Here is a 25,503-nt window from a genome sequence, read left to right on the forward strand (position 1 = left end):
ATTCCTGCTGGATCGATCAAGCGAATTCTTGCGCGGAAGTGGGGGGCCGGCGCTGGGCAGGGGTGAAGCCGCTCCGAAAACGGGCTACATTTCGTGCCATGAGCAGATCCGATCCCAAGAGGGGCCCGAAGGCGCCGCCGGAGCAGCCTGCTTCCCCGACACCCGCGCATGAGGTCGCCCTGACGATCTCCCTGCCCGAGCTGCTGCAGGACGGCTCGGACCTGGCCTTCCGCGAAACCGTGTTCAGCATGGTGCTGGCCCTCGGGCGGCTGCAGTCTTGCCGGGATGCCTTCGGGCGCGCCATGGGGCTGACGGGCAGCCAGTTCGCGGTGCTGGTTGGGGTGGGTCATTGCCAGGGGGAGCAGGGCGTCTCCATCCGGGCCCTGGCCGATCACGTGCAGATGGCCGCAACCCATGTCACCACGGAGGTGGGGCGCCTGTTGCGCCGCCGCCTCCTACTCAAACGGACCAATCCGCTGGACCGGCGCGGCGTGCTCGTCTCCCTCTCGGCGCGCGGGCAGCGTGCGGTGACGGAGGTCGCGCCCTTCATGCGCGAGATCAACGATCACCTGTTCGCAGGCTTCTCACGCGCCGAGATGCAGGCGCTGGACAAGTTCCTGGCGCGCTTCCGCGACAATGGGGAGCGGGCCCTGGCGGCAATCCGCGCGACCGAGACGGGCAGCCCTGCTCCGGCACGCCGCCGGGCCCGCAAGCCCGCGCCGGAGACGGAATAGCCCTCACGCCACGCGGCGTTCGCTCATGGCCTCCTTCGCGGCGTCGCGCGCGGCATGGACATGCTGTGCCGCCGCCTTGCGCGCGACAGCGGGCGTGCGGGCGCGAATGGCATCAAGGATGGCCCGCATCTCCCGCGCGCTATGCACGGACCGCCCCTGGCGCGACATGGACCGGCCACGCAGCAGGGCGATCCGCGCCAGCAAGCCCCGCAGCACCTCCTCGATCACGGCATTGCCGCAGGCCGCCAGCACCGCATCGTAGAAGCGGGCGGTGGATTGGATGCGGCCCAGCGCATCCTCTGCCTCGACGGCCGCATCAAACTCCGTCAGCGCCACGTCCATCGCCTCGCGCTGGGCCGCCGTGGCCCGGCGCGCGGCGAGGGCGGCAGCCTCACCCTCCAGTAGCGCGCGCACATCGTAGATCTGGGAGGCTTCCTCCCAGCTCAGCTCGGTGACGGAGGGGCCGCGATGAGGGGTGATGACGACCAGCCGCTCGCCTTCCAGACGCCGCAGCGCCTCCCGCACCGAGCCGCGGCTGATGCCGAGGGCGCGGCACAGTTCCGCCTCCACCAGCCTTTGTCCCGGCAGGAAGTGGCCCGAGACGATCGCCTCCCGCAGCTTGTCGACCGCCTGGGTCTGGACACCAAGCGGGGCGATGCGGAGGTCCATCGTCACGCGGTGTTGCCGGGCCGCTGGCGGGGTCGGATCGCCTCGAAGACGCTGTAGGTTCCCTTGAACCACGGCTCAGCGGCCAGCTTCGCGCGCCAGGGCGTGGCACGTGCCTTCTCTCGCGCCGGCGATTCGAGGGCCGAGCGGTCCGCCAAGTAGTGTAGGGCCAGCCGATTGTAGGGCTGCGGCTCGCCATCCGTGATCCTGAAGCGGCGCACCATCAACCATTCCGGGCATTCCATCAGCAGTGGGACATGGTCCTGCTCGTACCAGTCGTCGAAATCGGCGCAGCGCTCTTCGGGCACGCTGAACCAGACGGCATAGAGGAGCGGCGCATCCAGCGCGGCGGGTGCATCGCCATCCGCGCGCCGACGCACCGCCATTTCCTGCCCGATGTAGCGGGTGAAGCCGGAGACCTTGGCCAGCATGTCGTGCGTCAGCTCGCTGGGCTGGTTCTTCACCACGCCATAGGCGGGGGATTTCAGCACGCCGGGCGCGTCCATCTCGTACACGGCCAGGAAGCCCTGCGCGCCCTCGCCGGTGTCGCGGTAGCGGCGGGCGGAGACGAAGCCCGGCACCGCCATGCGGAGCGGGATGTGCTCCTCGTCATACCAGCCATGGAAGGCCGCATCCCGTCCGGGCGGGGGCGTCATCTCGGAAAACAGGATGGTCGTGCCCTGCACCGGCTCTCTCCAGTTACGTTCAGATTGTTTGACAATCCTATGACGCGGCCTGAAGGTGGCGCAACCGCGAAGGCGCCGGCTCGCCCGGTGCCCGCATGAAGCTGTTGTAGGACACATGCCGTATGCCACTTGAGGTTCGCCGCTGGTTCAGCGTGGTCGAGGAGAAGGCGGTCGAGAATGGCCGCCGGAGCGAGGTCCCGCTGCGCAAGGTCGCGGCGGTGGCGATCGTCACCAACCCCTATGCCGGCCGCTATGAGGCGGACCTTTCCACCGCCATCGCAGATAGTGAGGCCGTGGGGGCGCTTCTGTCGCGAGTCGCAATCGAGGCGATGGGCGGAATGGCCGTGGAAAGCTACGGCAAGGGCGGCGTCGTTGGCCTCCATGGCGAGCAGGAGCATGCCAATGCCATGCTCACCACCACCTTCGCCGAGCCGCTGCGCCTGGCGGTCGGCGGTGCCCTGGCCTGGATTCCTTCCTTCACCAAGGTGGCGGCGCCCGGCGGCATCATCGACGTGCCGCTGGCGCATAAGGACGCGCTCTATGTCCGCTCCCACTATGACGGCATGACGGTCGCGCTGCCGCCCGATTCGCCGGCGCCGGACGAGGTGGCGCTGATCGTCGTGCTCGCCAATCGCGGCCGCCTGAACGCCCGCGTCGGCGGGCTCAAGGCCCATGAGATCGCCGCCAGGGACGGGCTTCGCTGAGATGCGGGTGGCGATCGTCAATCTCGGCCGCATCGTCACCGGCGACCTCGCCGCACCCTTCTCAGGGGGCGACGGGATCCTGTTGGAGAACGGGCGCATCGCCGCCATCGGCACGCTGTCGCCCGAGCAGGTGGCGGGCGCCCAGGTGGTGGTGGACGCGGCCGGCACTGTCGCCACCCCGGGGCTGATCGACAGCCATGTCCACATCACCTTCGGGGACTACACGCCGCGGCAGAAGGTGGTGGGCTATCTCGAAAGCTATGTGCATGGCGGCACCACCACCGCCATCACCGCCTCGGAAGTGCATGTGCCCGGGCGGCCGAAGGATCCGGCCGGGGTAAAGGCGCTGGCGCTTGCCGCCGCCGCCTGCTTCCGCGACTACCGCCCCGGCGGGATGCGCGTGCACGCGGGCTCCATCATCCTCGAGCCCGGTCTGACAGAGACCGACCTGGCGGAGCTGAAGGCCGCAGGCATCTGGCTCGCCAAGGCTGGCTTCGGCGCTTTCCCGACACCGATGGACTATGCGCCGCTGATGAAGGCCGCGCGTGCCCTGGGCATGGTCACCACCATGCATACCGGCGGCTCCTCCATTCCCGGTTCCTCCGGCATCTGGGCAGAGCATGTGCTGGCCTCCGACCCGACCGTCTCCTTCCACGTGAATGGCGGCCCCGTCGCGATGCCTGAGGAAGGCTTCGAGCGGCTGGTGAAGGAAAGCACCGTCGCGATGCAGATCTGCACCGCGGGCAACCTTCGCACCGCGCTGAAGACGGCACGGCTGCTGGACGAGGCGGGGCAGCCCGAGCGCCTGCTGATCGCAACCGACACGCCGACCGGTAGCGGCATCATGCCGCTTGGCATGTTCTACACCATCACCCATCTCGCGAGCCTCGGCGGCATGCCGCCCGAACAGGCGATCGCGGCGGCAACCGGCAACAACGCCCGCGTCTACGGGCTGAACTCGGGCGTGCTGGCGGTGGGCCGGGATGCCGATGTCGTCCTGATCGACGCCTGTGCCGGCGGCTCGAAGAGCGACGCCCTTTCGGCCATCGCCAATGGCGACGTGCCGGCCGTCTCGGCCGTCTTCACCGATGGCGTGCCGCGCTTCGTCGGCCGCAGCCGCAACACGCCGGCCGGCATGCGCAACGTCCGCACCGCCCATTGCTCCCTGCCCATGGACTTCAGCGGCAGCGCACACTGACCATCGCGGCGCGCCCGCGGGTGCGCCGCAGCTCGCCTATCGAGGAAGCGCCAGTGCCCAGAAGGGCGCGGCAGAGTTGATGCGCCACACCGCGCAGGTCCGCAGGACCGGCGCGCATGGCCCATGACGTGTAGACATCCCGATCAGGAGCGTGCAGCCATGGACAGCAGACCAACCCGACGCGGGCTTCTCGGTGGAGCCGCACTGGCCGCCTTAGCCCCCGCCATCCCGCATACCGCCCGCGCGCAGCAGGCGCCCATCGTGATGAAGATGGGCACGGCCACGATCAACGACTCGCAGCACCAGTGGATGCGCCTCTTCGCGGAGACGGTGCAGGAAAAGAGCCAGGGCGCGATCAAGGTGGAGATCTACCCCACCAGCCAGCTCGGCTCGATCCCGCGCATGATCGAAGGCACGCAGTTCAATTCCATCCAGGCCTTCGTCGGCCCGCCCGAATTCCTCAGCGGCGTGGACGCCCGCTATGAACTGCTCGGCGCCCCCGGGGTCTTCCAGGATATCGCGCATGCCCATCGTGCGATGCAGGAACCCGCCTTCAACCGGGCTTTCCTGGATATCGGCCTGAGCAAGGGGCTGAAGGGTGTCGGCCTGTTCATCAACTCGGCCAGCTCCTTCAACACGCGCACGCGTATCGACCGCCTATCCGACTTCGAGGGCAAGAAGATCCGGGTCCTCGCCTCTTCGGTGCAGACGGAGCAGCTGCGCCGTCTGAAGGCCACCGCCGTGCCCATGTCGCTGGGCGAGGTGCTGCCCGCGCTGCAGCAGGGCACCATCGATGGCGTGATGAGCGCCATGCCCGTGCTCACCGCGCTCCGATTCTACGATGCCGCACGCTTTCTGGTGGAGACGAACCACTCGGCGGTCACCGTCATCACCGTCGTCAGCAAGATCTGGTATGATGGCCTCACCCCCGCCCTGCGGCAGGTGGTGGACGAGGCCGGCCGCAAGGCCAGCGAGGACGTCTTTCCCTGGGCCATCGACTTCATCGCCGCCCAGCGCAAGGTCTGGACCGATGCAGGGGGCACCATCACCAGCCTTCCGCCGGAGGACCAGGCGCGTTTGGTGGAATTGATGCGCCCGATCGGCCAGGAGGTGACGACCCGCCGGCGTGAACAGGCCACGCTCTACGAGGCGATGCAGCGCGCCGCTGCCGCCACCCGCGCGTGACGCGGCAGGTTTCGGGGGGTGGGGGCGCGCATGCCGCTCTCCTCCGGCTGGGCGACGCCTTCGCAACCGGGTGCCTCGGCATCGCCGCCCTGGCGCTGGTGGCGATCGTGCTGATCAACGGGGCCAATGTGATCGGCCGCTACTTCCTCAGCGCGCCGATCGAATGGGCGGAGGAGCTGATGCTCTTCCTCCTCGTGCTGATCGTCTTCGCCGGGGCCGCGGCCGTCACCTGGCGCAACCAGCACATCCGTGTGGACCTTCTGCTCGTGCATCTGCCGCTGGCCTGGCGCCGCGCGGCGACGCTGCTGGGCGCGGCCATCACCGTTGGAACCTGCGCCGTGATCGGCTCGGCCAGCCTTGAGATCGTCTCCATGCTGCGCCTCTTCGACCAGCGCAGCGACGCGCTGGAATTTCCTGTCTGGATTCCCCAGGCCTTCGTGCTTCTCGGGCTCGGCCTTGTCGCCGTGCTGACCGTTCTGCGGCTTCTCGCCACCGGCCTGGATCTGCCCGAAGCCGGTCATAGCGAACAGATCTGACCTGACATGGCCCTCATCGTCTTCGGGGCCTTGCCCCTTGCACTTCTCACCCTCGGCCTTCCGATCTTCGCCGTGCTCCTCTGCGCGACGACGATCGGCATCGCCTATCTGGGCGAGGCTCCTGTCCGCGCCGTTCACACGGCGATGTTCGGCAGCCTGGACAGCTTCGCCCTGCTGGCCGTGCCGCTCTTCATCCTGGCTGGCGACATCATGGCGCGCGGCGGAATCGCGCAGCGGCTGATCAACCTCGTGATGTCGCTGGTGGGTGGGATCCCCGGCTCGCTCGGCGTCGCAACCATCGGCTCGGCCTCGATCTTCGGGGCCATGTCGGGCTCCTCGGTCGCCTGCGTGGCAGCCATCGGCAAGCTCACCCTGCCCTCGCTGGAGCGCAGCGGCTACGGGCGCGTCTTCTCGGTCAGTCTCATCACGGCCACCGGCGTGATCGATGTGATCATCCCGCCCTCCATCCCGATGATCATCTATGCCATCGCCGCCCAGCAATCGGTGACGGAGCTGTTCTTCGCCGGCATCGTGCCCGGCCTGCTCATGGCCGCCTCCCTGGCCGGCTATGTGATGATCCGCGCGAAGCGCCGGGGCATCCCCTCCGGTACACGGCCGCGCTGGGCAGCGGTGCGGGAGGCTTCGCGCGGGGCGGGATGGGCCGTCGCTGCGCCGGTGGTGATCCTGGGCGGCATCTATGGCGGCATCTTCACCCCCACCGAGGCCGCCGGCATCGCCTGCATCTATGCCGCCCTCGTCTCGGTGCTGGTGTACCGCGCGTTGAGCTGGGTCCAGCTATGGCGCATCACGCTCGACTGCTCGGTGCTCGTTGCGCAGATCATGATCGTGGTGGCGGCGGCCGGCGCCTATTCCTGGCTGGTCACCACCAGCGGCGTGCCCACGCGGCTGATCGCGGCGATTGACGCCCAGGCCATGCCGGTTTGGCTCCTCCTGCTGGTCATCAACATCGTCCTGCTGTTGATCGGCAGCGTGCTGGAGCCGCCGGCGGCCATCCTGCTGCTGACGCCGCTGCTGGCGCCCATCGCGCAGCAGGCGGGGCTGGACCCGATCCATTTCGGGCTTGTGGTCACAATGAATCTGGCAATCGGCATGTTCCTGCCGCCCTTCGGGCTGAACCTCTTCGCCTCTCACGCCCTGTTCGGCACGCCGCTGCCGCAGCTCTATCGCGGGGTGCTTCCCCTGCTGGCACTGTACCTCGCAATCCTCGTGCTCATCACCTATGTGCCGGCCATCACGCTGGCGCCCCTGGCCCTGTATCGGTGAGACCCCGGCGATGACCCTGGTGCCCTATGTGGAACTGGCGGACGCCTTCCGGCGCGGCGAGACGACGCCCTTGGCGCAGCTGGACCGCGTGTTGGAACGGCTGGACGCATTGGAGCCCGGCCTCCGCGCCTTCGTCCACCTGAACCGTGACGCAGCGCGGGCGCAGGCGGCCGAATCAACCGCGCGCTGGCAGGCCGGCCGGCCGCTGTCGCCGGTGGACGGCATGACGTTGGGCGTGAAGGACATCATCGAGACCGCCGATATGCCGACTGGCCAGGGCAGCCCGGCCTGGGAGGGCAACCGTACCGGGCGCGATTCCGCCTCGGTACATGCGCTGCGCGAGGCTGGGGCGGTGATCCTGGGCAAGACCACCACCACCGAATTCGCAGCGATGCATCCCTACCACGAGACGCGCAACCCGCATGACCCGGAGCGCACCCCTGGCGGCTCCAGCAGCGGCTCGGCCGCCGCCGTCGGCGCCGGCATCCTGCCAGCGGCGCTGGGCACGCAGGTGGTCGGGTCCACGCTCCGCCCCGCCAGCTTCTGCGGCTGCGTGGGCTACAAGCCCACCTTCGGCGCGCTGAACCGCAGCGGCTCCTTCGACCATCTGAGCCAGAGCTGCCTCGGCCTCCTGGCCGCGACGCCGGAGGACGCCTGGTGCCTGGCCAGCGCCATCGCCCGCCGCGTCGGCGGCGATCCCGGCTTCGAGGGGCTGACCGGCCCCGAGGAGCCACCCGAACCCCGCCGCCCCACTCGCCTCGGCGTGCTCCGCATGGAGGGATGGCAGAAGGCAACACCCGGTGCGCGCGCGGCCTTCGAGGACGCGCTCGACCGTCTCCGCGCCATGGGCGTCGCGGTGGAGGAAGCCGGCCATGCCGGTCTGCACGATGCGGAGGATGCATTGCGGGATGCCGTGGCGCTCACCTTCCGGATCTTCGAATGGGAGTTGATCTGGCCGCTTGGCGCCTATGAGCGTAACAGCCCCGGCAGCATCAGCCCCATCATGCGGCAGCGCCTGGAGTCCGCACGCACGATGACCCTGGCGGATTACCACGCGGCGCTCGCCGGGCGCCGTGCCATCCGCGCACGCTACGCCGCGTTGCGGGGGGAATTCGATGCCGTCGTCACCCTCGGCGCCACCGGCGCCGCGCCGCGTGGCTTGAGCTGGACGGGCGACCCGGCCGCCAATGTGCCGGCGTCGCTGCTCGGTGTGCCCGCTATCTCCCTGCCGCTGCTGCAGGATGACGGCATGCCCCTCGGCCTTCAGCTCATCGGTCAGGCCGGCGAGGACGAGGCGCTGATCGCCGTTGCACGCTCCCTCTGGAAGGAATGGAACGCATGACGGCGACACGCCGCTCTCTTCTGGTTGCTGGCCCGGCCTTCGCGGCTCTGTCTGCCGGGGCCCGGCCTGCCGGGGCACAGGCCTACCCCGCGCGCCCGATCCGCGTGCTCGTGCCCTTTGCGCCGGGCGGGGTCAGCGACATCGCGGCGCGCCTCCTGGCCGAGGGGTTGAACCGCCGCACCGGCGCCTCGGTTCTGGTCGAGAACCGCCCCGGCGCCGGTGGCATCATCGGCACCGACGCCGCTGCCAAGGCCGCGCCGGATGGCTACACCGTGCTCGTCGCGACCAATGGCGAGGTGGCGATCAACCCGGCCGTCTATCCGTCCCTTCCCTATGACGCGCAGCGCGACCTGAAGCCGCTGGCGATGCTGACCGAGACACCGTTGATGTGGGTGGCCTCCGCCGCCTCAGGCCATCCCAAGCTGGAGGAACTGCTGGCCGCCGCCCGTGCAAGGCCAGGCGAAGTGAACTATGCCAGCCCCGGCAACGGCACGATGAATCACCTGACCGGCGAATGGTTCGCCATGGCCGCGGGCATCCGGTTGCAGCAAATCCCCTATCGCGGCGGCGCCCCGGCCGCGATGGCAATCGCGAGCGGGGAGGTGCCCTTCGGCGTCGTGGCCGTTTCCTCCGGGCTGGCGCATGTACAGGGCGGCCGCATGCGCGCCCTGGCCGCCACCAGCGCCCGGCGCTCCGCCCTGCTGCCCGATGTGCCGACGGTGATGGAAAGCGGCATCCCTGATTTCGATGCCTCGATCTGGGTGGGCCTGTTCGTTCCCGCCGCAGCGAACGACGCGGCCGCAGCCTGGCTGGAGCGGGAGGCGCTGGAGGTCGTGCGGGAGCCGGAATTCGAGGCGAAGCTGGCGACCATCGGCGCCATCCCCGTGCCCATGGCTGGCGCCGCGCTGACGAAGCGCGTGCGGGAGGATGCGGCGCGCTTCCTTGAAATCGTCCGGCGTTCCGACATCCGGCCCGGCTAGCCCGATGCGGGATCGCTCAGGCGATGAGCGATCCCGCATTCGTCAGGCGCCGTCCTTCAGGCCAGCACCGCCAGCCCATCCACGGCCCGCACGCCGTCCCCCTCGCGCAGCACGAAGAGCGGATTCACCTCCGCCTCCAGCAGCCGTTCCCCGGCCGCTTCCGCCATGCGGGAGAAGGCGAGGATCGCATCCACCAGCGCCGGCACATCGGCGGGTGCTGCGCCGCGATAACCCTTCAGCAGCGGCGCGGTGCGCAACTCCTCGATCATGCCTTCCGCATCGCTGCGGCTGAGCGGCGGCAGGCGCAGGGCCGTGTCCTGCAGCAACTCCGCCGCCACGCCGCCCATTCCCAGCAGGATGACCGGGCCGATCTGCGGATCCCGATGGAAGCCGAGGATCATCTCCACCCCGCCCTCCACCATTTCCTGCACCAGGAAACCCTCCGGCTCCGGTGCCCCGGCCCGCCTCAGCCCCTCCAGCATCATCTCGGCCGCTGCGGGCAGTTCGGCAGGCGACAGCCCGACCTTCACGCCGCCCAGGTCGCTCTTGTGCAGGATCTGGCGCGAGAGAACCTTCAGCACGACCTTGTCGCCCAGCCCCTCGGCGGCAGCCATGGTGCCTGCCGCGTCCGGTGCCACCGCCTCGCGCGTGACCGGCACGCCGAAGCGGGCGAAAAGGGTCTTGCTCTCCGCCTCGTTCAGCGCGCCCGCCGCGAAGCTTGCAATACCCGCATCGGCGCCGGGGGACACGGGCGCCGCCGCGGCCGGCGCGGGCCGCTCCTGCAGCGCGGAGAGGACGGAGGCGCAGCTTTCCGGTGCGGCGAAGGCTGGGATGCCCTGGCGGTTCAGCAGGCGCAGCACCTCCGGCGCATGCGGGCTGACATAGGCCAGGATGGGCTTTGCGCTCCGCGCCTGGCATTCCACCACCGCATCCGCGACGAGGCTCGGCTGCGCGAGGGCCGAGGAGCCGACGATCACCACCGTCGCGTCATAGGTCGGGCTTTCCTGCAGTGCGTCGATGGCGCCGCGGAACAAGTCCGGCCGCAGCCCGGCGAGGGTCACGTCCACGGGGTTGCGGCCCGCCGCCGCATCGTCGCCCTCCTGCAGGGCCGCGATGCGCGCGGCGGTTGCCGTATCCGGCACCGGCACGTCAAAGCCCGCCAGCCCGAGGCTGTCCGCCACCAGCGTGCCCGCGCCACCGGTAGAAGTAAGGATGGCCACCCGCTTCCCCGCCGCACGCCGCCTGTTGGCAAGGGCGGCGGGGATGTCGAGCAGATCGGCGAAGGTCTCGGCGCGGATCACGCCGCATTGCCGGAACAGCGCGTCATAGACACGATCGGCACCCGCGAGCGCGCCGGTATGCGAACTGGCCGAGCGCGCCCCCGACTCCGAACGCCCAACCTTGAACACCACGATCGGCTTGCCCGCCGCCGCCGCGCGCCGCGCGACCTCGCGGAAATGCTCCGGCCGGCGCAACCCCTCCATATAGGCGGCGATGACGCTGGTCGCCTCGTCCTCGATCAGGTGCTCGATCAGGTCAGTGGAGTCGATATCCGCCTCATTGCCGGTGGAGGCGAGCTTGGCGAAGCCGATGCCGCGATCCGCCGCGCGCGAAAGCAGCGATCCGAGGATGCCTCCGCTCTGCGACACCACGGAGATGCGGCCCGCCGGCAAGTCGCCGATCTCCAGCGCACCGGAGGCGGAAAGGGTGATGCGGTCGGTCAGGTTCACCAGCCCGATCGTGTTGGGGCCAAGCAGGCGCATGGTGCCCGCCGCCTCCTTCAGCGCCTGCTGCCGGCGCGCGCCTTCCTCGCTCGTCTCGCCATAGCCGCTGGCGAGCACGATGGCGGCGGCGGTGCCGCGCGCCGCGAGGTCCCGCACCGCGGCTTCCGCACGCCCGGCGCCCAGCAGCACGATGGCGGCATCCGGGGCCTCGGGCAGCGAGGCGATGTCGGGATAGCAGCGCAGCCCGTCGATCTCGGCGGCACGCGGGTTCACGGGATAGATCTCCCCCGTGAACCCGTGCTTGCGCAGATAGCTGACCGGCCGCCCGGTCATCTTCGAAGGATCGGCCGAGGCGCCGACGACAGCGACGCTGCGCGGGTGCATCAGGCGGGCGATGGCGTTCACGAGGTGGCTTCCTTGCGCTTGGCGCTGCGCGCCAAGAAGGCCGCGACGGAATCCAGATGGTCCTTGGAGGAGTAGCAGATGGCCTGAGCCTGGCTGCCCAGGCTGAACACCTGCTCCGCAGTCAGCTCGAAGCTTTGATCCAGGATCGTCTTGCTCAGCGCGATGGCGCCCGGCGCAGCGCGGGACAGTTCCGCGGCCCAGCCCTGGGCGTCGGCGAGAAGGCTCTCCGCCGGCGACACACGGTCGATCATGCCAAGGCGCAGCGCTTCTTCGGTCTGCACCGTCCGGCCGGAGAAGATCAGCTCCTTCGCGCGGCTGAGACCCACGCGGCGCGGCAGGAAATACATGCCGCCACCATCCGGGATCAGCCCGCGCAGCACATAGGTCATCGCCAGCGTCGCGCTCTCGGCGGCGACGACGAAGTCGCAGCACAGTGCCAGGTCGCAGCCCAGCCCCGCCGCCGCACCGTTCACCGCGGCGATGGTGGGCTTGGGCAGGGTGTGCAGCGCCGAGATCATGTGATGCGTGCGGTGCTGCCGCCGCCAGCCGTTGATCGCCACCTCGCCCGGTGGGACGCTCAGGCGCTGCTGCATGCCCTTCACGTCGCCACCCGAGCAAAAGCCCTTGCCGGCGCCGGTGATCACCAGCGCGCGGATCGCTTCGTCGCGCGCCACGCGGTCCAGGGCGGAAAGCATTTCGTAGCGCATCGCGTCGTCGATGGCATTGCGCACCTCGGGCCGGTTGAGCGTGAGGGTGGCGACGGCGCCTTCGACCGTGAGGCTGATGGCGGCGTAAGCGGAATCGGCTTCCACGGTTCGTTCCTTCGTCATGCGGCGAGCGGTTGGGACAGGAGGCGGGGCAGAGGCTGCCCGGCGTTCCAGGCGCGAAGGCATTCGACCGCGCCCTCGAAATAGAGGCGGTAGTTCTCGGCGGTGACATAGCCGAGATGGGGTGTGAGAATGGTGCGCGGCGCTTCCAGCATTGGATGGCCGGGTGGCATTGGCTCGCGGTCATGCACGTCGATCGCGGCGCCGCCCAGATGGCCGGACCGAAGCGACGCGATCAGCGCGTCCTGGTCGACAAGTCCGGCACGGGCGGTGTTCACCAGCAGGGCGCCCGGCTTCATCGCAGCGAGTTCCGCCGCACCCACCACGCCGCGCGAGCGCTCGCTGAGAACGAGGTGCAGCGTCACGATGTCTGCATCGCGGAACAGCGCCGCTTTTTCCACCCGCCGGGCACCGGCCTCCGCGGCAGCCTCTTCAGTGAGATTGGCGCTCCAGGCGATCACCTCCATGCCAAAGGCGCGGCCTAGCACTGCCACCTGCCGCCCGAGCTTGCCGAGCCCCAGGACGCCGAGCACCGATCCTTCCAGGCTGCGGCCCGCGCTGGTCTGCCACCGGCCTTCGCGCAACGCCCGGTCCTCCCAGGGTACCCGGCGCGCGAGGCCGAGGATCAGCGCCCATGTCATCTCGACCGTGGGCGCGCCGAGCGAGCGCGTGCCACAGACGGCAATGCCTCGGTCCGCGCAAGCTTCCAGGTCCAGCGTCCGGTTACGCATCGCGGTGGTGACCACCAGCCGCAGCGTGGGGAGGCGGGCGATCAGCGAACGCGGAAAGGGCGTCCGCTCGCGGATCAGCACGACCGCATCGAAGCCAGAGAGGCGTTCCGCCAGCTCCGCCTCGTCCTCCACATGGTCCCGGAAGAAGGTTACCGGCAGGCCTGACCAGTCGGCGGCCGCGGCAGCGTCGCCGCCGAAATCATCCAGCACGGCGATCCGGGCGAGGGGCGCGTGGGCAGGCATGGCGGCCGGCTTACTCCGCGCGCATCTTGGCGCGGCGGACCACATCCGCCCAGCGCTCGCGATCCTCGGTCAGGTAGCGGCCATAGGCGGCCGGCGTCTCGCTCGGCTCCACCTCGACGCCCTCATCGAGCAGGCGCCGGCGAACCTCGGCATCGGCCAGCGTGGCATTTAGCGCGGCATGGAGCGCCGTCACCCGGTCGGCCGGCATGTCTTTCGGCCCCACCAGCCCGTACCAGGTGGAGGAGACGATCTGCGGAAAGCCCTGCTCGGCCGTGGTGGGAATATCCGGCATGGTGGCGGAGCGCGTCGGCGCCGCGATGGCAATGGCGCGCAGCCCGCCCGATTCGATATGCGGCTTCAGCGGCGCCAGGGCGTTGGTGATCATGCTCAGCCGGCCCGCCAGCACATCGGTCAGCGCGGGTCCGGTGCCGCGATAAGGCACGTGCTCCAGTTCCACCCCGAGGGTCAGGGCGATCATGGCGGGCAACGCATGGCCGGTGGTGCCGACGCCCGGGGAGCCATAGGTCAGCGGCGGATTGGCCTTGCGCGCCACATCGCGCAGCTCGCCCAGTGTCCGGGCAGGAATGGAAGGATTGACGGTGATGACGTTGGGCGCGCTACCGACGAAGCCGATCGGGGTGAAGTCGGTCGCGACGTCATAGGGCACCCGTGGCTGGACGAGGCTGCTGATGAGGAAGCTGCCGCTTCCCGCAAGAAGCAGCGTGTAGCCATCCGGCTTTGCCTTCGCGACGAGATCGTTGCCCAGGATGCCGCCGGCGCCGCCGCGGTTCTCCACCACCAGCGTCTGGCCGAGCCGTGCCCCCATGCCCTCGGCGATCAGGCGTCCGACCACGTCGTTGCTGCCGCCGGTGGCGAAGGGAATGATCAGGCGGATGGGCCGGTCCGGGAAACGCTCCTGCGCCTCCGCCCGGCCGAGCAGCGCGGGCAGGATCAGGGCAGGCAGGCCCAGTGCGGTGCGGCGGTGCATGGCGTCATTCCTTCCTCGCCCGGGCCTTGTGACGGCCCGGTGCTCACCTGCGCCGGCGACGGCGCCGGCGGCCCCATCGGAGCCGCGGAAAGCTGCTCCCGTCGGGAGCGGGAGGCGAGGCAGGAATTCTTGCCCTACCCCAACTCCAGGTTAGACTGGGGCGTGGACCCCGACCTGCCCCCGCTCGGCTCGCTGCAGGCTTTCGTGCTGGTGGCGGAGACCGGAAGCCTCAGCGCCGCCGCCGCGCGGTTAAACGTGACCCAGCCCGCCGTCAGCAAGCGGCTGCGGGACCTGGAGGCGCAGCTCGGCGTGCCGCTGCTGCAACGCGGCCCGAACGCGGCACGGCTGACCGAGACGGGTACCGTCTATGCCGCGGCGCTGTCAGAAGCCTTCGGGCGAATCCGCGAGGCCACGGCGGCACTGCCCGGCAGGGCGCGGCCCATTCGCGTGCTGGCCTACACCACCTGGGCGCTGCGTTGGCTGATCCCCCGCATGCCCCGCTTCCGCGCGCTGCATCCGGGGCTGGAAGTGGAGGTCTCGACCTCCACCGAGGCCAGCGCTTTTCTCGGCCGCTCCGCGGATGTGGCAGTGCGCACCGCCCCGGCGGACCACCCGCCCGCCCCCCATGCCGTGCGGCTGCACCCGGTGATGCTGACCCCCTTCGCCGCCCCCGCATTGGCGATCGAGGCCGGGCACGCGAAGCCTCTGCAGGCGATGCGCCTGCTGGCCAGCCGCGTACGCCCCGGCGACTGGGCACGCTGGCATGCGGCGCGTGGAATCGAGCTCATGGCCGCGCCGCTGATCTTCGAAAGCACGACGCTCGCAATCCAGGCAGCGCTGGAAGGAATGGGCGCCGTCGTCTGCTCCCCCGCCTTCGTGGAGCGGGAGATGCGGGATGGCCGTCTGCTGCGCATCTCGCCCGAGACCATCCCGGCAGGGGACCACTACTGGCTGATCCCGCCGTCGGGGCCGCCGCGCCCGGGGATTGCGGCCTTCATCGAATGGCTGCGTCAGGAGGCCAAGTGGGAAGCGGAGCCGGACGAAGGCAGCCCCTGACGACCGCGCGGATCAGGCCTTGCGCAGATTGTGGAAGAGCGGGAAGCCGTTGAGCAGACCGCTGACTGTCCTGCGATGGGCCGTGGCATCGAAGAACTGGCCCAGCGGCACATAGGGCAGGTCCGTCAAAACCTGCTGCTGGATCTGCCGCGCCACGGCCTTCTGCTCCTCCGCAGTGCCGGCGGCGAACCAGGCGGTGCGCAACGCCTCCAGCCGCGCACTCGTCGGCCAACCGGGAATGCTGCGTAGGCCGAGGCCGCGCAAGTTCTCATGGCAGGCGGGATCGCAGGCCTCCGCGCCCGTGATGGTGGTGAAGTGAAGGGTCCACCCGCCCCGGTCGATGCTGTCGCGCATGGCCAGCCGCTGCTGCATGACCTCCCGATCGACCATCTGCAGGTCGAGCTCGAAGCCAATGCGCGTCAGCAGATCCGCACCTGCCCGCGCCAGCGCCGTCAGTGCCGGGTCCTCGCCCGGAGCAAGTGCCACGACGCGCTCTCCCTTGTAGCCCGCGGCCGTCAGCTCCCTGCGGGCGCGTTCGAGATCGAGGGGTGCATTCAGCGCCTCCATCCCCGCATCGTTCGCCAGCGGGGTGCCATGGGCGAAGACGCCGACCTTATCCTGCCAGCGGCTGCGGCCCGCCCCGGCAGCAGCAGTGAGGAGCTCCGCTTGGCTGACGGCGTGCAGCACCGCGCGGCGGATTGCGGGATGATCGAAGGGCGCATGCAGCTGGTTGAAGCGCATCAGCGGCAGCGCGCCATCCGTGTCGATTCGCTGCACTGTGATATCGCCATGGCGCGCCAGCCCCGGCAGCATCTCCGCCGGCGGCTTCCCGATCCAATCGACCTCGCCCGCGACCAGCGCCGCGAAGGCGGCCCCGTCCGGCACCATGAGCCATTCCACCCGGTCCAGATGCACGATCTTCGGTCCCGCCGTGCGGCTGGGCGTGCCGCCCGGCCGCGGCACATAGCCATCGAACCGTTCATAGACGTGGCGGCTTCCCGGCACATGCTCCGCCTGGCTGAAGCGGAAGGGACCGCTGCCGATGATCTCCGCCACCTGCCCGTCCGGCGCAGCGCTTGCCAGGCGCTCCGGCATGATGGCCAGCACATGGCCGAACGGCCTGCCGAGCGCCAACGGAAGCAGCGGGAAGGAACGGTTCAGGCGGAATTCCACCACCTTGTCGGAGGGGGTGGACAGCGCGTCGGTCGCCGCCGCCAGCTCCTGCCCCAGCGCGTCATGCCGCCACCAGCGCCTGATGCTGGCCACCACGTCGCGCGCCAGTACCGGCTCGCCATCGTGGAAGCGCAGCCCATCGCGCAGCGTCAGGCGCCAGAGCCGGCCGTCCTCCGCGGTGGTGCAGCCCTCCACCATCTGAGGCGAGACGTTGAAGCCGTCATCCATGCCGAAGAGCGTGTCATAGACCATGAAGGCATGGCTGCGCGTGGCACAGGCGGTAGTGAAGCCAGGATCGAGCAAGGCAGGAACGGCTTGCGGCACGAAACGCAGAACCTTGCTGCCCTCCGCGCCGAGCCCGATGCGGGGCGCGGCCAGCAGCGACGCGGCCGTGGCCAGAAAGCTCCGACGATTCATGAGGCCGCCTCCACGCATGGGTTGAGGTCTCGGGGAGGGATGAGTCCGCGCGAGAAACTGATCCCCTCGTGGCTCCCCATGCGGTGCGCCGCCGTGGTCGCCGTCGTCGCACCTAGGGCGATGCGCCCGGAGGAGTAAATACCGGAGCGGTTTCACGCATCGGTGAACGTCGGTCTCGAGACGCCACGGCTCGTCCTCCTGCCGGCAGCATGCGATCCCGCGGAGCCCCGTTCCTCAACGCAAAAAGGGCATGCAAAAAAGGGCCGCCGGCATGGCCGGCAGCCCTCTTTGTTCTCATCTGCCGGGGCCGTCACGGCCCCAGGGCGGATGCAGGGTCAGCTGTGCTGACCACCACCACCCGTGGCGCCGCTCTGCTCAAGCTGCGTCTGATTCTGGCCCTGGGTTACATGGCCGCCGGCAAGCGCCGTGCGGCTGTCGGTCTGGGCCCAGGAACCAACAGCGGTGGCGCCCGGAACGTATTCGCCATCAGCGAGGGAAGGGTTGACGGCACCGCCGATCAGGGCAGCAGCAAGGCCGAGAGTCCGTAGGGTCTTGGAAAAATTGAAGGAAGACATCGCTCATATCCTATGTGGATGGCGGCGGCACTGTGTCGTCGTCTTGAATGGCCATATGTGCCTGCTTCCGGCTGGAATCCACTTGAGCGGACGGATGGCAGTCATTTGCCTGGTGAATGGCGACGGTTGAAACCCTTTTCGACGGAACCAGTTCCCCGTGCCCAGGCGGGAGGGCGGCCGCCAGCGCCGCCCGGCGCGCCCGTTAGGATACGCGCCGCTCCGGCCGCGGCAGCCCCAGATGGGATCGCAGCGTCGTGCCGGCATAGGCGGTGCGGAACAGCCCCCGCGCCTGCAGGATCGGCACTACGAGATCCACGAAGTCCTCCAGCCCGCCCGCCAGATGGGAGGGCATGATGTTGAACCCATCCGCCGCACCGCCGCGGAACCATTCCTCGAGCGTATCCGCCACCTCCTCGGCGGAGCCGCAGAGCACCCAGTGCCCACGCGCGGCGGCCAGCAGGTTGTAGACATCCCGCAGCCGCATCCCCTCGCGCCGCGCCTTGTTCAGAAGCACGCGGGCGAAGCTGTGATAGGTGTCGGGCAGGGGCAGGTCGGGCACGGGACCGTCGAGGTCATACCGCGACATGTCGGTGCCGAAGCGGTCCGACAGCAGCGCGAGCGCGTTGGTCGCGTCGACGAAGCCCTGCAGCATGGCCAGCTTCGCGAAGGCCTCTTCGCTCCTGCGCCCGACCACGGGCATCACGCCCGGCAGCACCGTCACATCCTCCGGGCGTCGCCCGAAGGCCGGAAGGCGCTCCTTCAGCGCGGCATATTGCGCCTTCGCCTCGCCGAGGTCCTGCACCACGGAGAAGACAACATCGGCCGTGCGCGCCGCCAGAACCTGCCCAGGCTCGGACCCGCCCGCCTGCAGGATCACCGGATGGCCCTGCGGTGCACGCCCGATGTTCAGCGGTCCCTTCACGGTGAAATGCGGCCCGTCATGGTCCAGGCTGCGGAGCTTGGCAGGGTCGATGTAGCAGCCCGTCGCCCGGTCGGCGAGGATGGCGTCCTCCGCCCAGCAATCCCACAACCCCTTCACCACATCCACGAACTCGCCGGCGATGGCGTAGCGCTCGGCGTGGTTCGGATGCAGCCGGCCGAAATTCGGCGCGGCGGCGGGAGAGGCGCCGGTCACGGCGTTCCAGGCCGCGCGCCCCTTGCTGATATGGTCCAGCGAGGCGAAGGCGCGCGCCGTGGTGAAGGGATCGCTGTAGGTGGTGGAGACGGTGGCGCCGAGGCCGATATGGCTGGTGCGCGCGGCAATGGCCGAGAGCAGCGTCAGCGGCTCGAACCGCACCGTGTAGGAGGGATGCGCGGCCGAGTCGGCATAGAGGTTGTCGCCCATGAAGATGAAGTCGAACAGCCCGCGCTCGGCGATCTGCGCCACCTCCACCATCGCGTCGATGTCTTGGAAGCTGTCGATCGCTCCCGGTGCGCGCCAGCCCGCGACATGGCTGCCCGTTCCCAGCAGGAACAGGCCGAGATGCATCTGGCGGTCCATCTCTATCTCCAAAAGACGACGCGGCGCTCGATCGCCCCGATCAGGCCAAAGAAGGCCAGGCTGAGGGCCGAGGCCACGAGGATGGCGGACCAGACGCTCACGAAATCGATCTGAACGACCGCCTGGTAGATGATCCAGCCAAGCCCGCCATAAGCCCCCAGCATCTCCGTCACGATGGCCACGATCAGGCTGCGCACGGTGGAGACGCGCATGCCGGAGGCGATCAGCGGCAGGGCTGTCGGCAGCCGCAGGCGCCAGAGAATGGAAAGCGGACCCGCGCCGAAGCTGCGCATCAGCCCGATGGTGCGCCGGTCCACCCGGTCCAGCCCGGCAAGCGCGCTGAGAAAGACAGTGAAGCCCACTGCCAGGGCCACGGCCGCGATCTTGGAGGCTATGCCGACGCCGAGCCACAGCAGCAGCAGGGGCGACCAGGCGGCGACCGGCACGGAGTTGATAGCCATCATCGCCGGCATCATCCCGCGCCGCACCGGCGGCAGCAGGGAGAGCAGCACGGCGATGCCGATGCCGGCGACGCAGCCGATGGCATAGCCCGCCAGCGCCTCCGCCATGGTGAACCAGGCGGCCGAGGCCAGCAGCTGCCGTTGCCGCCATACGGAAAGCAGGATCTCGCTGACCGAGGGCAGCGTGTAGGAGGGCAGGGCGAAGCCCCGTGCCACCCCTTCCCACAGGATCAGCAGCAGCGCGATGCCGAGTACGCCCCGCAGGGCACGCCGGCTCACTGCTCCGCCCCCCAGAAGACGATCCGCCGCTCCGCATAGGCCACCAGCGCGTAGAAGCCCGTGCCGAGCACGGCGGCACAGAGGATGGCGGCCCAGAGGCCGACCACGTTCTCATTGTACATGGCCTGGAGCAGCAGCACGCCGAGGCCGGTCGTGTCCCCGAACCATTCGCCCACGATGGCACCCACCAGGCTGAGCGAGGCCGCCAGCCGCAGCGCCACGAAGATCTGCGGCAGCGCCATGGGAAGCTGCAGCCGCAGCATCTGCTGCCGGCCGGAGGCACCGAAGCTGCGCAGCAGCGCCGTCTGCCGCGGATCGACCGATTGCAGGCCCAGCAGCGTGTTCACGGTGACCGGAAAGAAGGTGAGGTAGAAGGCGATCACCGCCTTGGCCAGCAAGGTGTTGCCGAACCACAGCACCACCAGTGCGCCGAAAGCGATGACGGGAATGGTCTGGGAAACCACGAAAATCGGGAAGAGCAGGTCGCGTAGAACTGGCGCGCGGAAGAACATCACGCCGTTCAGCACGCCGACGATGGCACCCGCCGCGAAGCCGATCAGCGTTTCCAACAGCGTCCGCAGGAAGCCCGACCAATAGGCCCCCGGCGTCGCGGCGATGGCGGAGAGGATGGTGCTGAGGCGCGGCAGGATATGGGGGCGGATGCCGAAGGCGATCACCGCCCCCTCCCAGAGAAGGGCGGCGGCGACCAGGCCGAGGATGAAGCGCGCGCCCATCAGCAGCCAGGGCGGCACGGGATGGGCGCACACAGGCATCAGGCGCGGCGATCCGCGACGGCGATGGCCTCCAGGAAGCTGCGGTCGTAGGCCGCCGCGAGGTCCAGCGGCGCCTTGATGACGCCATGCTCCAGGAAGAAGTCATGGGCGGACTTCACCGTGGCCTGGTCGATCCAGAACAGCCCGTCCCGCGCCGCGGCACCCGCCGTCATCAGCTTGCCGGCCTCGACCAGCATGAACTCCTGGTGGTCACGGTTCAGCGTCGGCGCGGCGGCCATCACCACATCCACCCCGGCCTTCTGGTCCTTCAGCGCCTCGCGCCAGCCCTTCATGGAGGCCCGCAGGAAGCCCTTTACCAGCTCCGGCTTCTGCCGCGCGGTCGTCTCGCTGACGATCAGCGTGTCGCGCGGAAAGACGATGCCCTGCTCCTCGGGCGCGAAGGTCCGCAGCTTGTCGCGGCCCATGCGCGTCATCAGCGTGTAGAACTCGTTGTAGCGCGTGGCGGTAACGACATCGATCTGCCCATCGACGAAGGGCGTGACCGAAACCTGCTGCGGCTGCATGGTGAAATCGCCCGGCTTGAGCCCGGCCTTGGCGAGCATGCCCAGCAAAACGGAGTTCGCGCCGGTGTACCAGGTGGTGATCGTCTTGCCCTTGAAGTCCTGGATCGTGCGGATCGGGCCATCGGCGCGGGAGACGAAGACGAAGGGCGTCTGCTGGTGCGAGACGCCGATGCAGACGATGGGCAGGTTCTTCTCGCGTGCCGCAAAAACGCTGTCCGTGCCGCCCGAAAGCCCGAAGGTGTCGGCACCGGTGGCGACCAGGTTCTCCGTCAGCAGGTTCGGCCCGCCCGGATTGATCGTCAGGTCGATCCCTTCGGCCTCGTAATAGCCGCGCGCCTTCGCTAGGTAGAAGCCGGCAAACTGCGTTTGCGGCAGCCACTTCAGGCGCAGCGAGGCCTTGGTTGTACCCTGAGCGCGGGCGCCACGGCGGGGCAGGATCGCGGGAAACATGGCGGCCGCGCCGGCCGCTGTGAGAAGGTGTCGCCTCTGCATGGTCTGGTCTCCGTTTCGGGTTGACGCGTAAGCACGTCGCGCTCTGGTCGTGGGGTTGCGCGGTCAGTCCCTGTAGGAAGGATCCGTGCGGTCGAGCTGCCGCAGGAAGGCAGGCCATTCGCGCTCTCCGGCCACCAGGATGTCGCCCTGATTCTCCCAGAACTGGCGTGCCGCCCTCTCGCAGACCTCATGCGGCGGGAGGACGAGGCGCGCGCCGGACGCGGCAGCCGCCTGCATGGAAAGCTGCACTTTCGCTGCACGCTCGAAGTAGTAGAGCAGCATGAAGGCCTCGGCCGGCGTGCGCCCGGTCGTCAGCAGGCCATGGTTCCGCATCAGCATGACCCGATGCTGCCCCAGGTCGCGCACAAGTCGCTCCTGCTCGTCCATGTCGATGGCCACGCCTTCGTAGTCGTGGAAGGCCTGGCGGTTGTAGAAGCGCATGGCGAACTGGCTGAGCGGCAGCAGCCCCCCCTCCTGCCCCGACACGGCGAGGCTGGCATCCGAATGGGTGTGCAGCACGCAGACCGCGTCATGCCGGCCCTTATGGATAGCCGCATGGATGACAAATGCGGCGAGGTTCACCTCATGCGGGGAGTTGTCGAGCTTGCGGCCCTCGGTGTCGATGCGCACGAGGGAGGAAGCCGTCATCTCCTCGAACAGCAGCCCATAGGGGTTGATGAGGAACTGATCCTCCGCCCCCGGCACGCGCATGGAGATGTGGTTGTAGATCAGGTCATCGAGCCCGAGCCGCGCGATCAGCCGGTAGATCGCGGCCAGCGCGACCCGCGCCTCTTGCTCGGTGGCGGGGGCGGCCTTCATGCCAGCGCCGCGTTGATGGTGACGAAGGATTTCATGCTTTCCTCCTCGATCGCCTCCAGAATTTCGCGCTTCAGCGCGATAAATTCGGGGGAGGTCACCAGCTCCGCCGCGCGTGGGCGGGGCAGGTCCACGCGGCGGGCATGCTTCACATGGCCGGGGCGGGCGCTCATCACCAGCACGCGGTCGCCGAGGAAGATGGCCTCGTCGACGTCATGCGTGATGAACAGGATGGTGCGACGGTGCCGCTGCCAAACATCCAGCAGCCAGCGCTGCATCAGAGTCCGCGTCAGCGCGTCCAGCGCGCCGAAGGGCTCGTCCAGCAGCATCAGCTCGCGCTCGAACATGAAGGTGCGCATCAGCGCCACGCGCTGGCGCATGCCGCCGGAGAGCTGGTGGGGATACTGCTTCTCGAAGCCGGTCAGGCCAAATTCGGGCAACATGCGCAAGGCCTTCGCCCGCGCCTCGGCGCGGTTCGCGCCCTCGATCTCCTTGGCGAGGATCGCGTTGTCGACCACGTTGCGCCAGGGCAGCAGCAGGTCGCGCTGCGGCATGAAGGAGACCCGGCCAAGCAGCTCCGAGGCATGGCAGCCGCGGCCCTTGAAGCGGAGGATGCCGCCGGGATCGGGTTCGTCCAGTCCCGCGACCATGTTGAACAGCGTGCTCTTCCCGCAGCCGCTGGGCCCGACGACGGTGACGAACTCTCCCGGCTCGACGCTGAGCGAGAGGTCGCGCACCGCCTGGACAGACCCGAAGGTCTTGCTGATCCCGTTGAGTTCCAACAGGGGGGCGGCTTCGGGCAGGGCAGGGGCCACGCGGTTCGATCCATCCACCGATCAGCAACAGGCCTCCGGAAGTTGGGCCCGCTCTGCCGCTTGCTCAGCAACCGCTGTGCCAGAATGCACCCGTGGGCTGTCCAGCGTTGACGGAAAGGGTGCGGCGGGTGGTGCGGCGCCGCCGAATTGCATACGGGGATATGCCCATATGTGCACAACTGCTCGAATCTTTGGCAGTTGAGGCGGGTCGGGCGCAGGAATCGGGCATATGGTCTATTGTTCGGCTGCCGTAGCGCTCTGCCGACCGAGCCGAAGGCGCGAAGTGGCTGCTTCAAAGCATGGTCGCAACCATGCCGTCGCTTGCCACCTCATGAGGTGAAAGCCTGCCGAGCTTCCTTGCCGCCTCTCGACAGCTGATTGGTATGCAACTTGCTGAACCTTGCATACCAAACCCGGAGCCCTCCCTTGCAGCTCGACCTGACCAACAAGACCGCCCTCATCACCGGCGCCTCCAAGGGCATCGGCCTCGCTTGCGCCGAGGTCCTGGCCGCCGAGGGCTGCCACCTGCACCTGGCCGCCCGCAACGGCACCGCCATGGAGGAGGCCGCCGCCCGGCTGCGCGCCGAGCATGGGATCAAGGTCACGGTCCATGCCGCCGATCTTGGCAGCACCGCCGCCATGGAGGCGCTGGTCCAGGCGGTGGGCGATGTCGACATTCTGGTCAACAACGCCGGCGATATCCCCGCCGGGTCGCTCTCCGTCGTCACGGACGAGGCGATCCGCACGGGTTTCGACCTGAAGGTCTTCGGCTACATCACCCTCACGCGCCTCTACTACCCGCGCATGAAGGGCAAGGATGGCGTCATCATCAACGTCATCGGCAATTCTGGAGAGAACTGGGATGCCAGCTACTTCGCCGGCTCCACCGGCAATGCCGCGCTGATGTCCTTCAGCAAGGCCATCGGCGGCCGCAGCCTCGATGACGGCATCCGCGTCGTCGGTATCAATCCCGGTCCCGTCGCCACAGACCGCATGCTCAAGATCATGCGCCGCAAGGCGATCGACATGCTGGGCGACGAAACCCGCTGGGAGGAGCTGTTCGACAAGTATCCCGGCAAGCGCCCTGCCACCGCCCGCGAATGCGCCGATCTGGTGGCCTTCATGGCCTCGCCGCGCGCCGGCTACATCACCGGCACAGTGGTTACCATCGACGGCGGCATCGCCGCCCGTGGCTCGGTCATCTGAGCAGGAGCACGGACATGTCCGACGCGCTGGTCCGCAACCGCTACTTCGACGAACTCACCGCCACCCCCGACCTGGCCTGGATGGGGCAGAACACCAACCACATCCCCGCCCATCCGGCCGTTCGCGCCGCCATGATCCAGGCGATCGAGGCGGGCGAATTCAACGCCTACGCCCCCCCGCTGGGCTTCGAGGCACTACGGGCGGCCATCACGGCCGATCTTGGCCTGCCGGAGGCCGAGGCGCTGGTGACAGAGGGCGGCGTCAACGCCCTCGCCCTCGTTTGCCGTGCCCGCTGCAAGCCGGGCACCACCTTCGTCACCACCGACCCCAGCTGGAAATGGCCGCTCCTCTTTGCCCGCCAGGCCGGCGCCGAGGTGATCGAGATCCCGATCTACGACCCGGCCTGCGACTACAAGCTCACTCCCGAGGCACTGGCGGCGGCGGTGGATGCCCGCACCGCCGTCATCTACCTTGTGGACCCGAACAACCCGCTCGGCATCCGATACACCGCCGAGGAGATCGCGGCCTTCGCCACCATCGCCAAGGATTGCGGCGCCCTGCTGGTGCATGACTGCACCTATCGCGACTTCGCCGATGGCCATCACCCGGCGCTCCGCGTCGCGCCCGAACACTCGGTGGTCTCGGTCAGCTTCTCGAAGTGGCTCGGGCTGGCCGGCATGCGCATCGGGGCGCTGGTCACCCCGCGCGCCCTGCTCGAGGAGTTCGCGGCCCAGGCCACCAGCGTCCTCGGCGCCAGCGTCATCGCCCAGCGCGCCGCCCAGGCCGGGCTGGCCGTGAAGGCGGAATGGATGGCGGAGGTCCGCCGGATCGATACCGCGAACAAGGCCATGATCCGCGAGGCTGCCGAGGCGATCGGCCTGACCATTCCCGTCTGGCCCAGCCACGGCAACTTCCTGGTGCTGGAAACCGGCGCCGCCGGCCTGCGCCCCGAAGCCCTGGTGGAGGCCGCCCGTCGGCGCGGCATCATGATCCGCCAGGGCACCTATCACACCGCCCGCTTCGGGGACCGCTTCATCAAGGTCAGCACCTCCGTCCCGACCGAATGGGCCATCCGCCTCCGCAACGCACTCCCCGACATCACCGCGGAAGCGCGTACCCTCAACGACCTGCCGCCACAGTTCTAAGGAGGCACCTCATGCCCCTCATCGAGGCGAACGCTCG

The 25,503-nt window shown here is 69.1% G+C and carries 25 protein-coding genes; 11 read left to right on the plus strand and 14 right to left on the minus strand.

Annotated elements, in window-relative coordinates; all coding sequences use genetic code 11:
• The first annotated feature begins 98 nt into the window (after nt 1–98).
• On the plus strand, nt 99–734 hold the full coding sequence (locus GSE44_RS00210; RefSeq protein WP_159346082.1) for a MarR family winged helix-turn-helix transcriptional regulator: 636 nt from the start codon (nt 99–101) through the stop codon (nt 732–734).
• 3 nt (nt 735–737) lie between these two features.
• Here the strand turns inward: GSE44_RS00210 and GSE44_RS00215 are convergent, their stop codons facing one another.
• Together GSE44_RS00215 and GSE44_RS00220 are read right to left on the minus strand one after the other, a co-directional pair.
• Nucleotides 738–1,403: a GntR family transcriptional regulator gene (locus GSE44_RS00215; RefSeq protein ID WP_159346788.1), complete on the minus strand. Its 666-nt coding sequence runs from the start codon at nt 1,401–1,403 to the stop codon at nt 738–740.
• Between the two features lie 2 nt (nt 1,404–1,405).
• Nucleotides 1,406–2,086: a DUF4286 family protein gene (locus GSE44_RS00220; protein ID WP_159346084.1), complete on the minus strand. Its 681-nt coding sequence runs from the start codon at nt 2,084–2,086 to the stop codon at nt 1,406–1,408.
• Between the two features lie 122 nt (nt 2,087–2,208).
• Between GSE44_RS00220 and GSE44_RS00225 the strand changes: the two genes are divergently transcribed.
• The 7 genes from GSE44_RS00225 (at nt 2,209) to GSE44_RS00255 (ending at nt 9,315) form a co-directional block, all read left to right on the plus strand.
• Nucleotides 2,209–2,790: an amino acid synthesis family protein gene (locus GSE44_RS00225; RefSeq protein WP_159346086.1), complete on the plus strand. Its 582-nt coding sequence runs from the start codon at nt 2,209–2,211 to the stop codon at nt 2,788–2,790.
• A complete protein-coding gene (locus GSE44_RS00230) occupies nt 2,759–3,988 on the plus strand; it encodes an amidohydrolase family protein (RefSeq protein ID WP_201305860.1) in 1,230 nt (409 codons plus the stop codon). The genes GSE44_RS00225 and GSE44_RS00230 overlap by 32 nt, the downstream gene beginning before the upstream one ends.
• A 159-nt stretch (nt 3,989–4,147) precedes the next feature.
• Nucleotides 4,148–5,173 (plus strand): TRAP transporter substrate-binding protein, encoded by a 1,026-nt coding sequence (locus GSE44_RS00235; protein WP_159346088.1) that lies wholly within the window; start codon nt 4,148–4,150, stop codon nt 5,171–5,173.
• Nucleotides 5,170–5,709: a TRAP transporter small permease gene (locus GSE44_RS00240; RefSeq protein WP_159346090.1), complete on the plus strand. Its 540-nt coding sequence runs from the start codon at nt 5,170–5,172 to the stop codon at nt 5,707–5,709. The genes GSE44_RS00235 and GSE44_RS00240 overlap by 4 nt, the downstream gene beginning before the upstream one ends.
• 6 nt (nt 5,710–5,715) lie before the next feature.
• A complete protein-coding gene (locus GSE44_RS00245; protein ID WP_159346092.1) occupies nt 5,716–6,993 on the plus strand; it encodes a TRAP transporter large permease in 1,278 nt (425 codons plus the stop codon).
• Nucleotides 6,994–7,003: 10 nt separating this feature from the next.
• Nucleotides 7,004–8,335, plus strand: coding sequence for an amidase (locus GSE44_RS00250; protein ID WP_159346094.1), 1,332 nt, complete (start codon nt 7,004–7,006; stop codon nt 8,333–8,335).
• Nucleotides 8,332–9,315 (plus strand): Bug family tripartite tricarboxylate transporter substrate binding protein, encoded by a 984-nt coding sequence (locus GSE44_RS00255; RefSeq protein WP_159346096.1) that lies wholly within the window; start codon nt 8,332–8,334, stop codon nt 9,313–9,315. The genes GSE44_RS00250 and GSE44_RS00255 overlap by 4 nt, the downstream gene beginning before the upstream one ends.
• 56 nt (nt 9,316–9,371) lie before the next feature.
• On the opposite strand, the gene GSE44_RS00260 is transcribed toward GSE44_RS00255, so the two are convergent.
• Genes GSE44_RS00260 through GSE44_RS00275 form a run of 4 tightly spaced genes read right to left on the minus strand, consistent with a single transcriptional unit; the run spans nt 9,372 to nt 14,233 of the window.
• Nucleotides 9,372–11,444, minus strand: coding sequence for an acetate--CoA ligase family protein (locus GSE44_RS00260; RefSeq protein ID WP_201305861.1), 2,073 nt, complete (start codon nt 11,442–11,444; stop codon nt 9,372–9,374).
• Entirely contained in the window at nt 11,441–12,256 is an 816-nt protein-coding gene (locus GSE44_RS00265; protein WP_235924463.1) for an enoyl-CoA hydratase/isomerase family protein, read from the minus strand. Before GSE44_RS00265 ends, GSE44_RS00260 begins: the two co-directional genes overlap by 4 nt.
• A gap of 14 nt (nt 12,257–12,270) precedes the next feature.
• Nucleotides 12,271–13,245, minus strand: coding sequence for a D-2-hydroxyacid dehydrogenase family protein (locus tag GSE44_RS00270; protein WP_159346100.1), 975 nt, complete (start codon nt 13,243–13,245; stop codon nt 12,271–12,273).
• A 10-nt stretch (nt 13,246–13,255) separates the two neighbouring features.
• Nucleotides 13,256–14,233 carry a Bug family tripartite tricarboxylate transporter substrate binding protein gene (locus GSE44_RS00275; RefSeq protein WP_159346101.1) on the minus strand — a complete coding sequence of 326 codons (978 nt, stop codon included), beginning with the start codon at nt 14,231–14,233 and terminating at the stop codon, nt 13,256–13,258.
• A gap of 129 nt (nt 14,234–14,362) precedes the next feature.
• On the opposite strand from GSE44_RS00275, the gene GSE44_RS00280 reads away from it, so the two are divergent.
• Complete coding sequence (locus GSE44_RS00280) at nt 14,363–15,289, plus strand: LysR substrate-binding domain-containing protein (RefSeq protein WP_235924464.1); 927 nt, start codon at nt 14,363–14,365, stop codon at nt 15,287–15,289.
• 12 nt (nt 15,290–15,301) lie between these two features.
• Here the strand turns inward: GSE44_RS00280 and GSE44_RS00285 are convergent, their stop codons facing one another.
• The 8 genes from GSE44_RS00285 to GSE44_RS00320 all read right to left on the minus strand — a co-directional run bounded on the left by GSE44_RS00285 (nt 15,302) and on the right by GSE44_RS00320 (nt 23,115).
• Nucleotides 15,302–16,879, minus strand: coding sequence for an ABC transporter substrate-binding protein (locus GSE44_RS00285; RefSeq protein WP_159346103.1), 1,578 nt, complete (start codon nt 16,877–16,879; stop codon nt 15,302–15,304).
• 335 nt (nt 16,880–17,214) lie between these two features.
• Complete coding sequence (locus GSE44_RS00290; protein ID WP_159346105.1) at nt 17,215–17,454, minus strand: hypothetical protein; 240 nt, start codon at nt 17,452–17,454, stop codon at nt 17,215–17,217.
• A 202-nt stretch (nt 17,455–17,656) separates the two neighbouring features.
• Nucleotides 17,657–18,955, minus strand: coding sequence for an LLM class flavin-dependent oxidoreductase (locus tag GSE44_RS00295; RefSeq protein ID WP_159346107.1), 1,299 nt, complete (start codon nt 18,953–18,955; stop codon nt 17,657–17,659).
• A gap of 2 nt (nt 18,956–18,957) precedes the next feature.
• Nucleotides 18,958–19,695, minus strand: coding sequence for an ABC transporter permease (locus GSE44_RS00300; RefSeq protein WP_201305862.1), 738 nt, complete (start codon nt 19,693–19,695; stop codon nt 18,958–18,960).
• Nucleotides 19,692–20,468, minus strand: coding sequence for an ABC transporter permease (locus GSE44_RS00305; RefSeq protein WP_159346109.1), 777 nt, complete (start codon nt 20,466–20,468; stop codon nt 19,692–19,694). Before GSE44_RS00305 ends, GSE44_RS00300 begins: the two co-directional genes overlap by 4 nt.
• Complete coding sequence (locus GSE44_RS00310) at nt 20,468–21,484, minus strand: ABC transporter substrate-binding protein (protein ID WP_159346111.1); 1,017 nt, start codon at nt 21,482–21,484, stop codon at nt 20,468–20,470. The genes GSE44_RS00305 and GSE44_RS00310 overlap by 1 nt, the downstream gene beginning before the upstream one ends.
• 63 nt (nt 21,485–21,547) lie before the next feature.
• Nucleotides 21,548–22,303 carry a class II aldolase/adducin family protein gene (locus GSE44_RS00315; RefSeq protein ID WP_159346112.1) on the minus strand — a complete coding sequence of 252 codons (756 nt, stop codon included), beginning with the start codon at nt 22,301–22,303 and terminating at the stop codon, nt 21,548–21,550.
• Nucleotides 22,300–23,115 (minus strand): ABC transporter ATP-binding protein, encoded by an 816-nt coding sequence (locus GSE44_RS00320; protein WP_235924465.1) that lies wholly within the window; start codon nt 23,113–23,115, stop codon nt 22,300–22,302. The genes GSE44_RS00315 and GSE44_RS00320 overlap by 4 nt, the downstream gene beginning before the upstream one ends.
• 426 nt (nt 23,116–23,541) lie before the next feature.
• Between GSE44_RS00320 and GSE44_RS00325 the strand changes: the two genes are divergently transcribed.
• Nucleotides 23,542–24,321, plus strand: coding sequence for an SDR family oxidoreductase (locus GSE44_RS00325; protein WP_159346116.1), 780 nt, complete (start codon nt 23,542–23,544; stop codon nt 24,319–24,321).
• 14 nt (nt 24,322–24,335) lie between these two features.
• Nucleotides 24,336–25,466: a pyridoxal phosphate-dependent aminotransferase gene (locus GSE44_RS00330; protein ID WP_159346118.1), complete on the plus strand. Its 1,131-nt coding sequence runs from the start codon at nt 24,336–24,338 to the stop codon at nt 25,464–25,466.
• Nucleotides 25,467–25,503: the final 37 nt, after the last annotated feature.

This window comes from Muricoccus harenae, assembly GCF_009848505.1.
GTDB lineage: Bacteria > Pseudomonadota > Alphaproteobacteria > Acetobacterales > Acetobacteraceae > Roseomonas > Roseomonas harenae.

Bases quoted from the DNA above. Each gene is read 5' to 3' on its own strand.
- GSE44_RS00210 (WP_159346082.1), top strand. From the start codon at position 99: ATGAGCAGATCCGATCCCAAGAGGGGCCCGAAGGCGCCGCCGGAGCAG.
- GSE44_RS00215 (WP_159346788.1), bottom strand. From the start codon at position 1,403: ATGGACCTCCGCATCGCCCCGCTTGGTGTCCAGACCCAGGCGGTCGAC.
- GSE44_RS00225 (WP_159346086.1), top strand. From the start codon at position 2,209: ATGCCACTTGAGGTTCGCCGCTGGTTCAGCGTGGTCGAGGAGAAGGCG.
- GSE44_RS00230 (WP_201305860.1), top strand. From the start codon at position 2,759: ATGAGATCGCCGCCAGGGACGGGCTTCGCTGAGATGCGGGTGGCGATC.
- GSE44_RS00235 (WP_159346088.1), top strand. From the start codon at position 4,148: ATGGACAGCAGACCAACCCGACGCGGGCTTCTCGGTGGAGCCGCACTG.
- GSE44_RS00245 (WP_159346092.1), top strand. From the start codon at position 5,716: ATGGCCCTCATCGTCTTCGGGGCCTTGCCCCTTGCACTTCTCACCCTC.
- GSE44_RS00250 (WP_159346094.1), top strand. From the start codon at position 7,004: ATGACCCTGGTGCCCTATGTGGAACTGGCGGACGCCTTCCGGCGCGGC.
- GSE44_RS00255 (WP_159346096.1), top strand. From the start codon at position 8,332: ATGACGGCGACACGCCGCTCTCTTCTGGTTGCTGGCCCGGCCTTCGCG.
- GSE44_RS00270 (WP_159346100.1), bottom strand. From the start codon at position 13,245: ATGCCTGCCCACGCGCCCCTCGCCCGGATCGCCGTGCTGGATGATTTC.
- GSE44_RS00275 (WP_159346101.1), bottom strand. From the start codon at position 14,233: ATGCACCGCCGCACCGCACTGGGCCTGCCTGCCCTGATCCTGCCCGCG.
- GSE44_RS00285 (WP_159346103.1), bottom strand. From the start codon at position 16,879: ATGAATCGTCGGAGCTTTCTGGCCACGGCCGCGTCGCTGCTGGCCGCG.
- GSE44_RS00290 (WP_159346105.1), bottom strand. From the start codon at position 17,454: ATGTCTTCCTTCAATTTTTCCAAGACCCTACGGACTCTCGGCCTTGCT.
- GSE44_RS00295 (WP_159346107.1), bottom strand. From the start codon at position 18,955: ATGGACCGCCAGATGCATCTCGGCCTGTTCCTGCTGGGAACGGGCAGC.
- GSE44_RS00305 (WP_159346109.1), bottom strand. From the start codon at position 20,468: ATGCCTGTGTGCGCCCATCCCGTGCCGCCCTGGCTGCTGATGGGCGCG.
- GSE44_RS00310 (WP_159346111.1), bottom strand. From the start codon at position 21,484: ATGCAGAGGCGACACCTTCTCACAGCGGCCGGCGCGGCCGCCATGTTT.
- GSE44_RS00315 (WP_159346112.1), bottom strand. From the start codon at position 22,303: ATGAAGGCCGCCCCCGCCACCGAGCAAGAGGCGCGGGTCGCGCTGGCC.
- GSE44_RS00330 (WP_159346118.1), top strand. From the start codon at position 24,336: ATGTCCGACGCGCTGGTCCGCAACCGCTACTTCGACGAACTCACCGCC.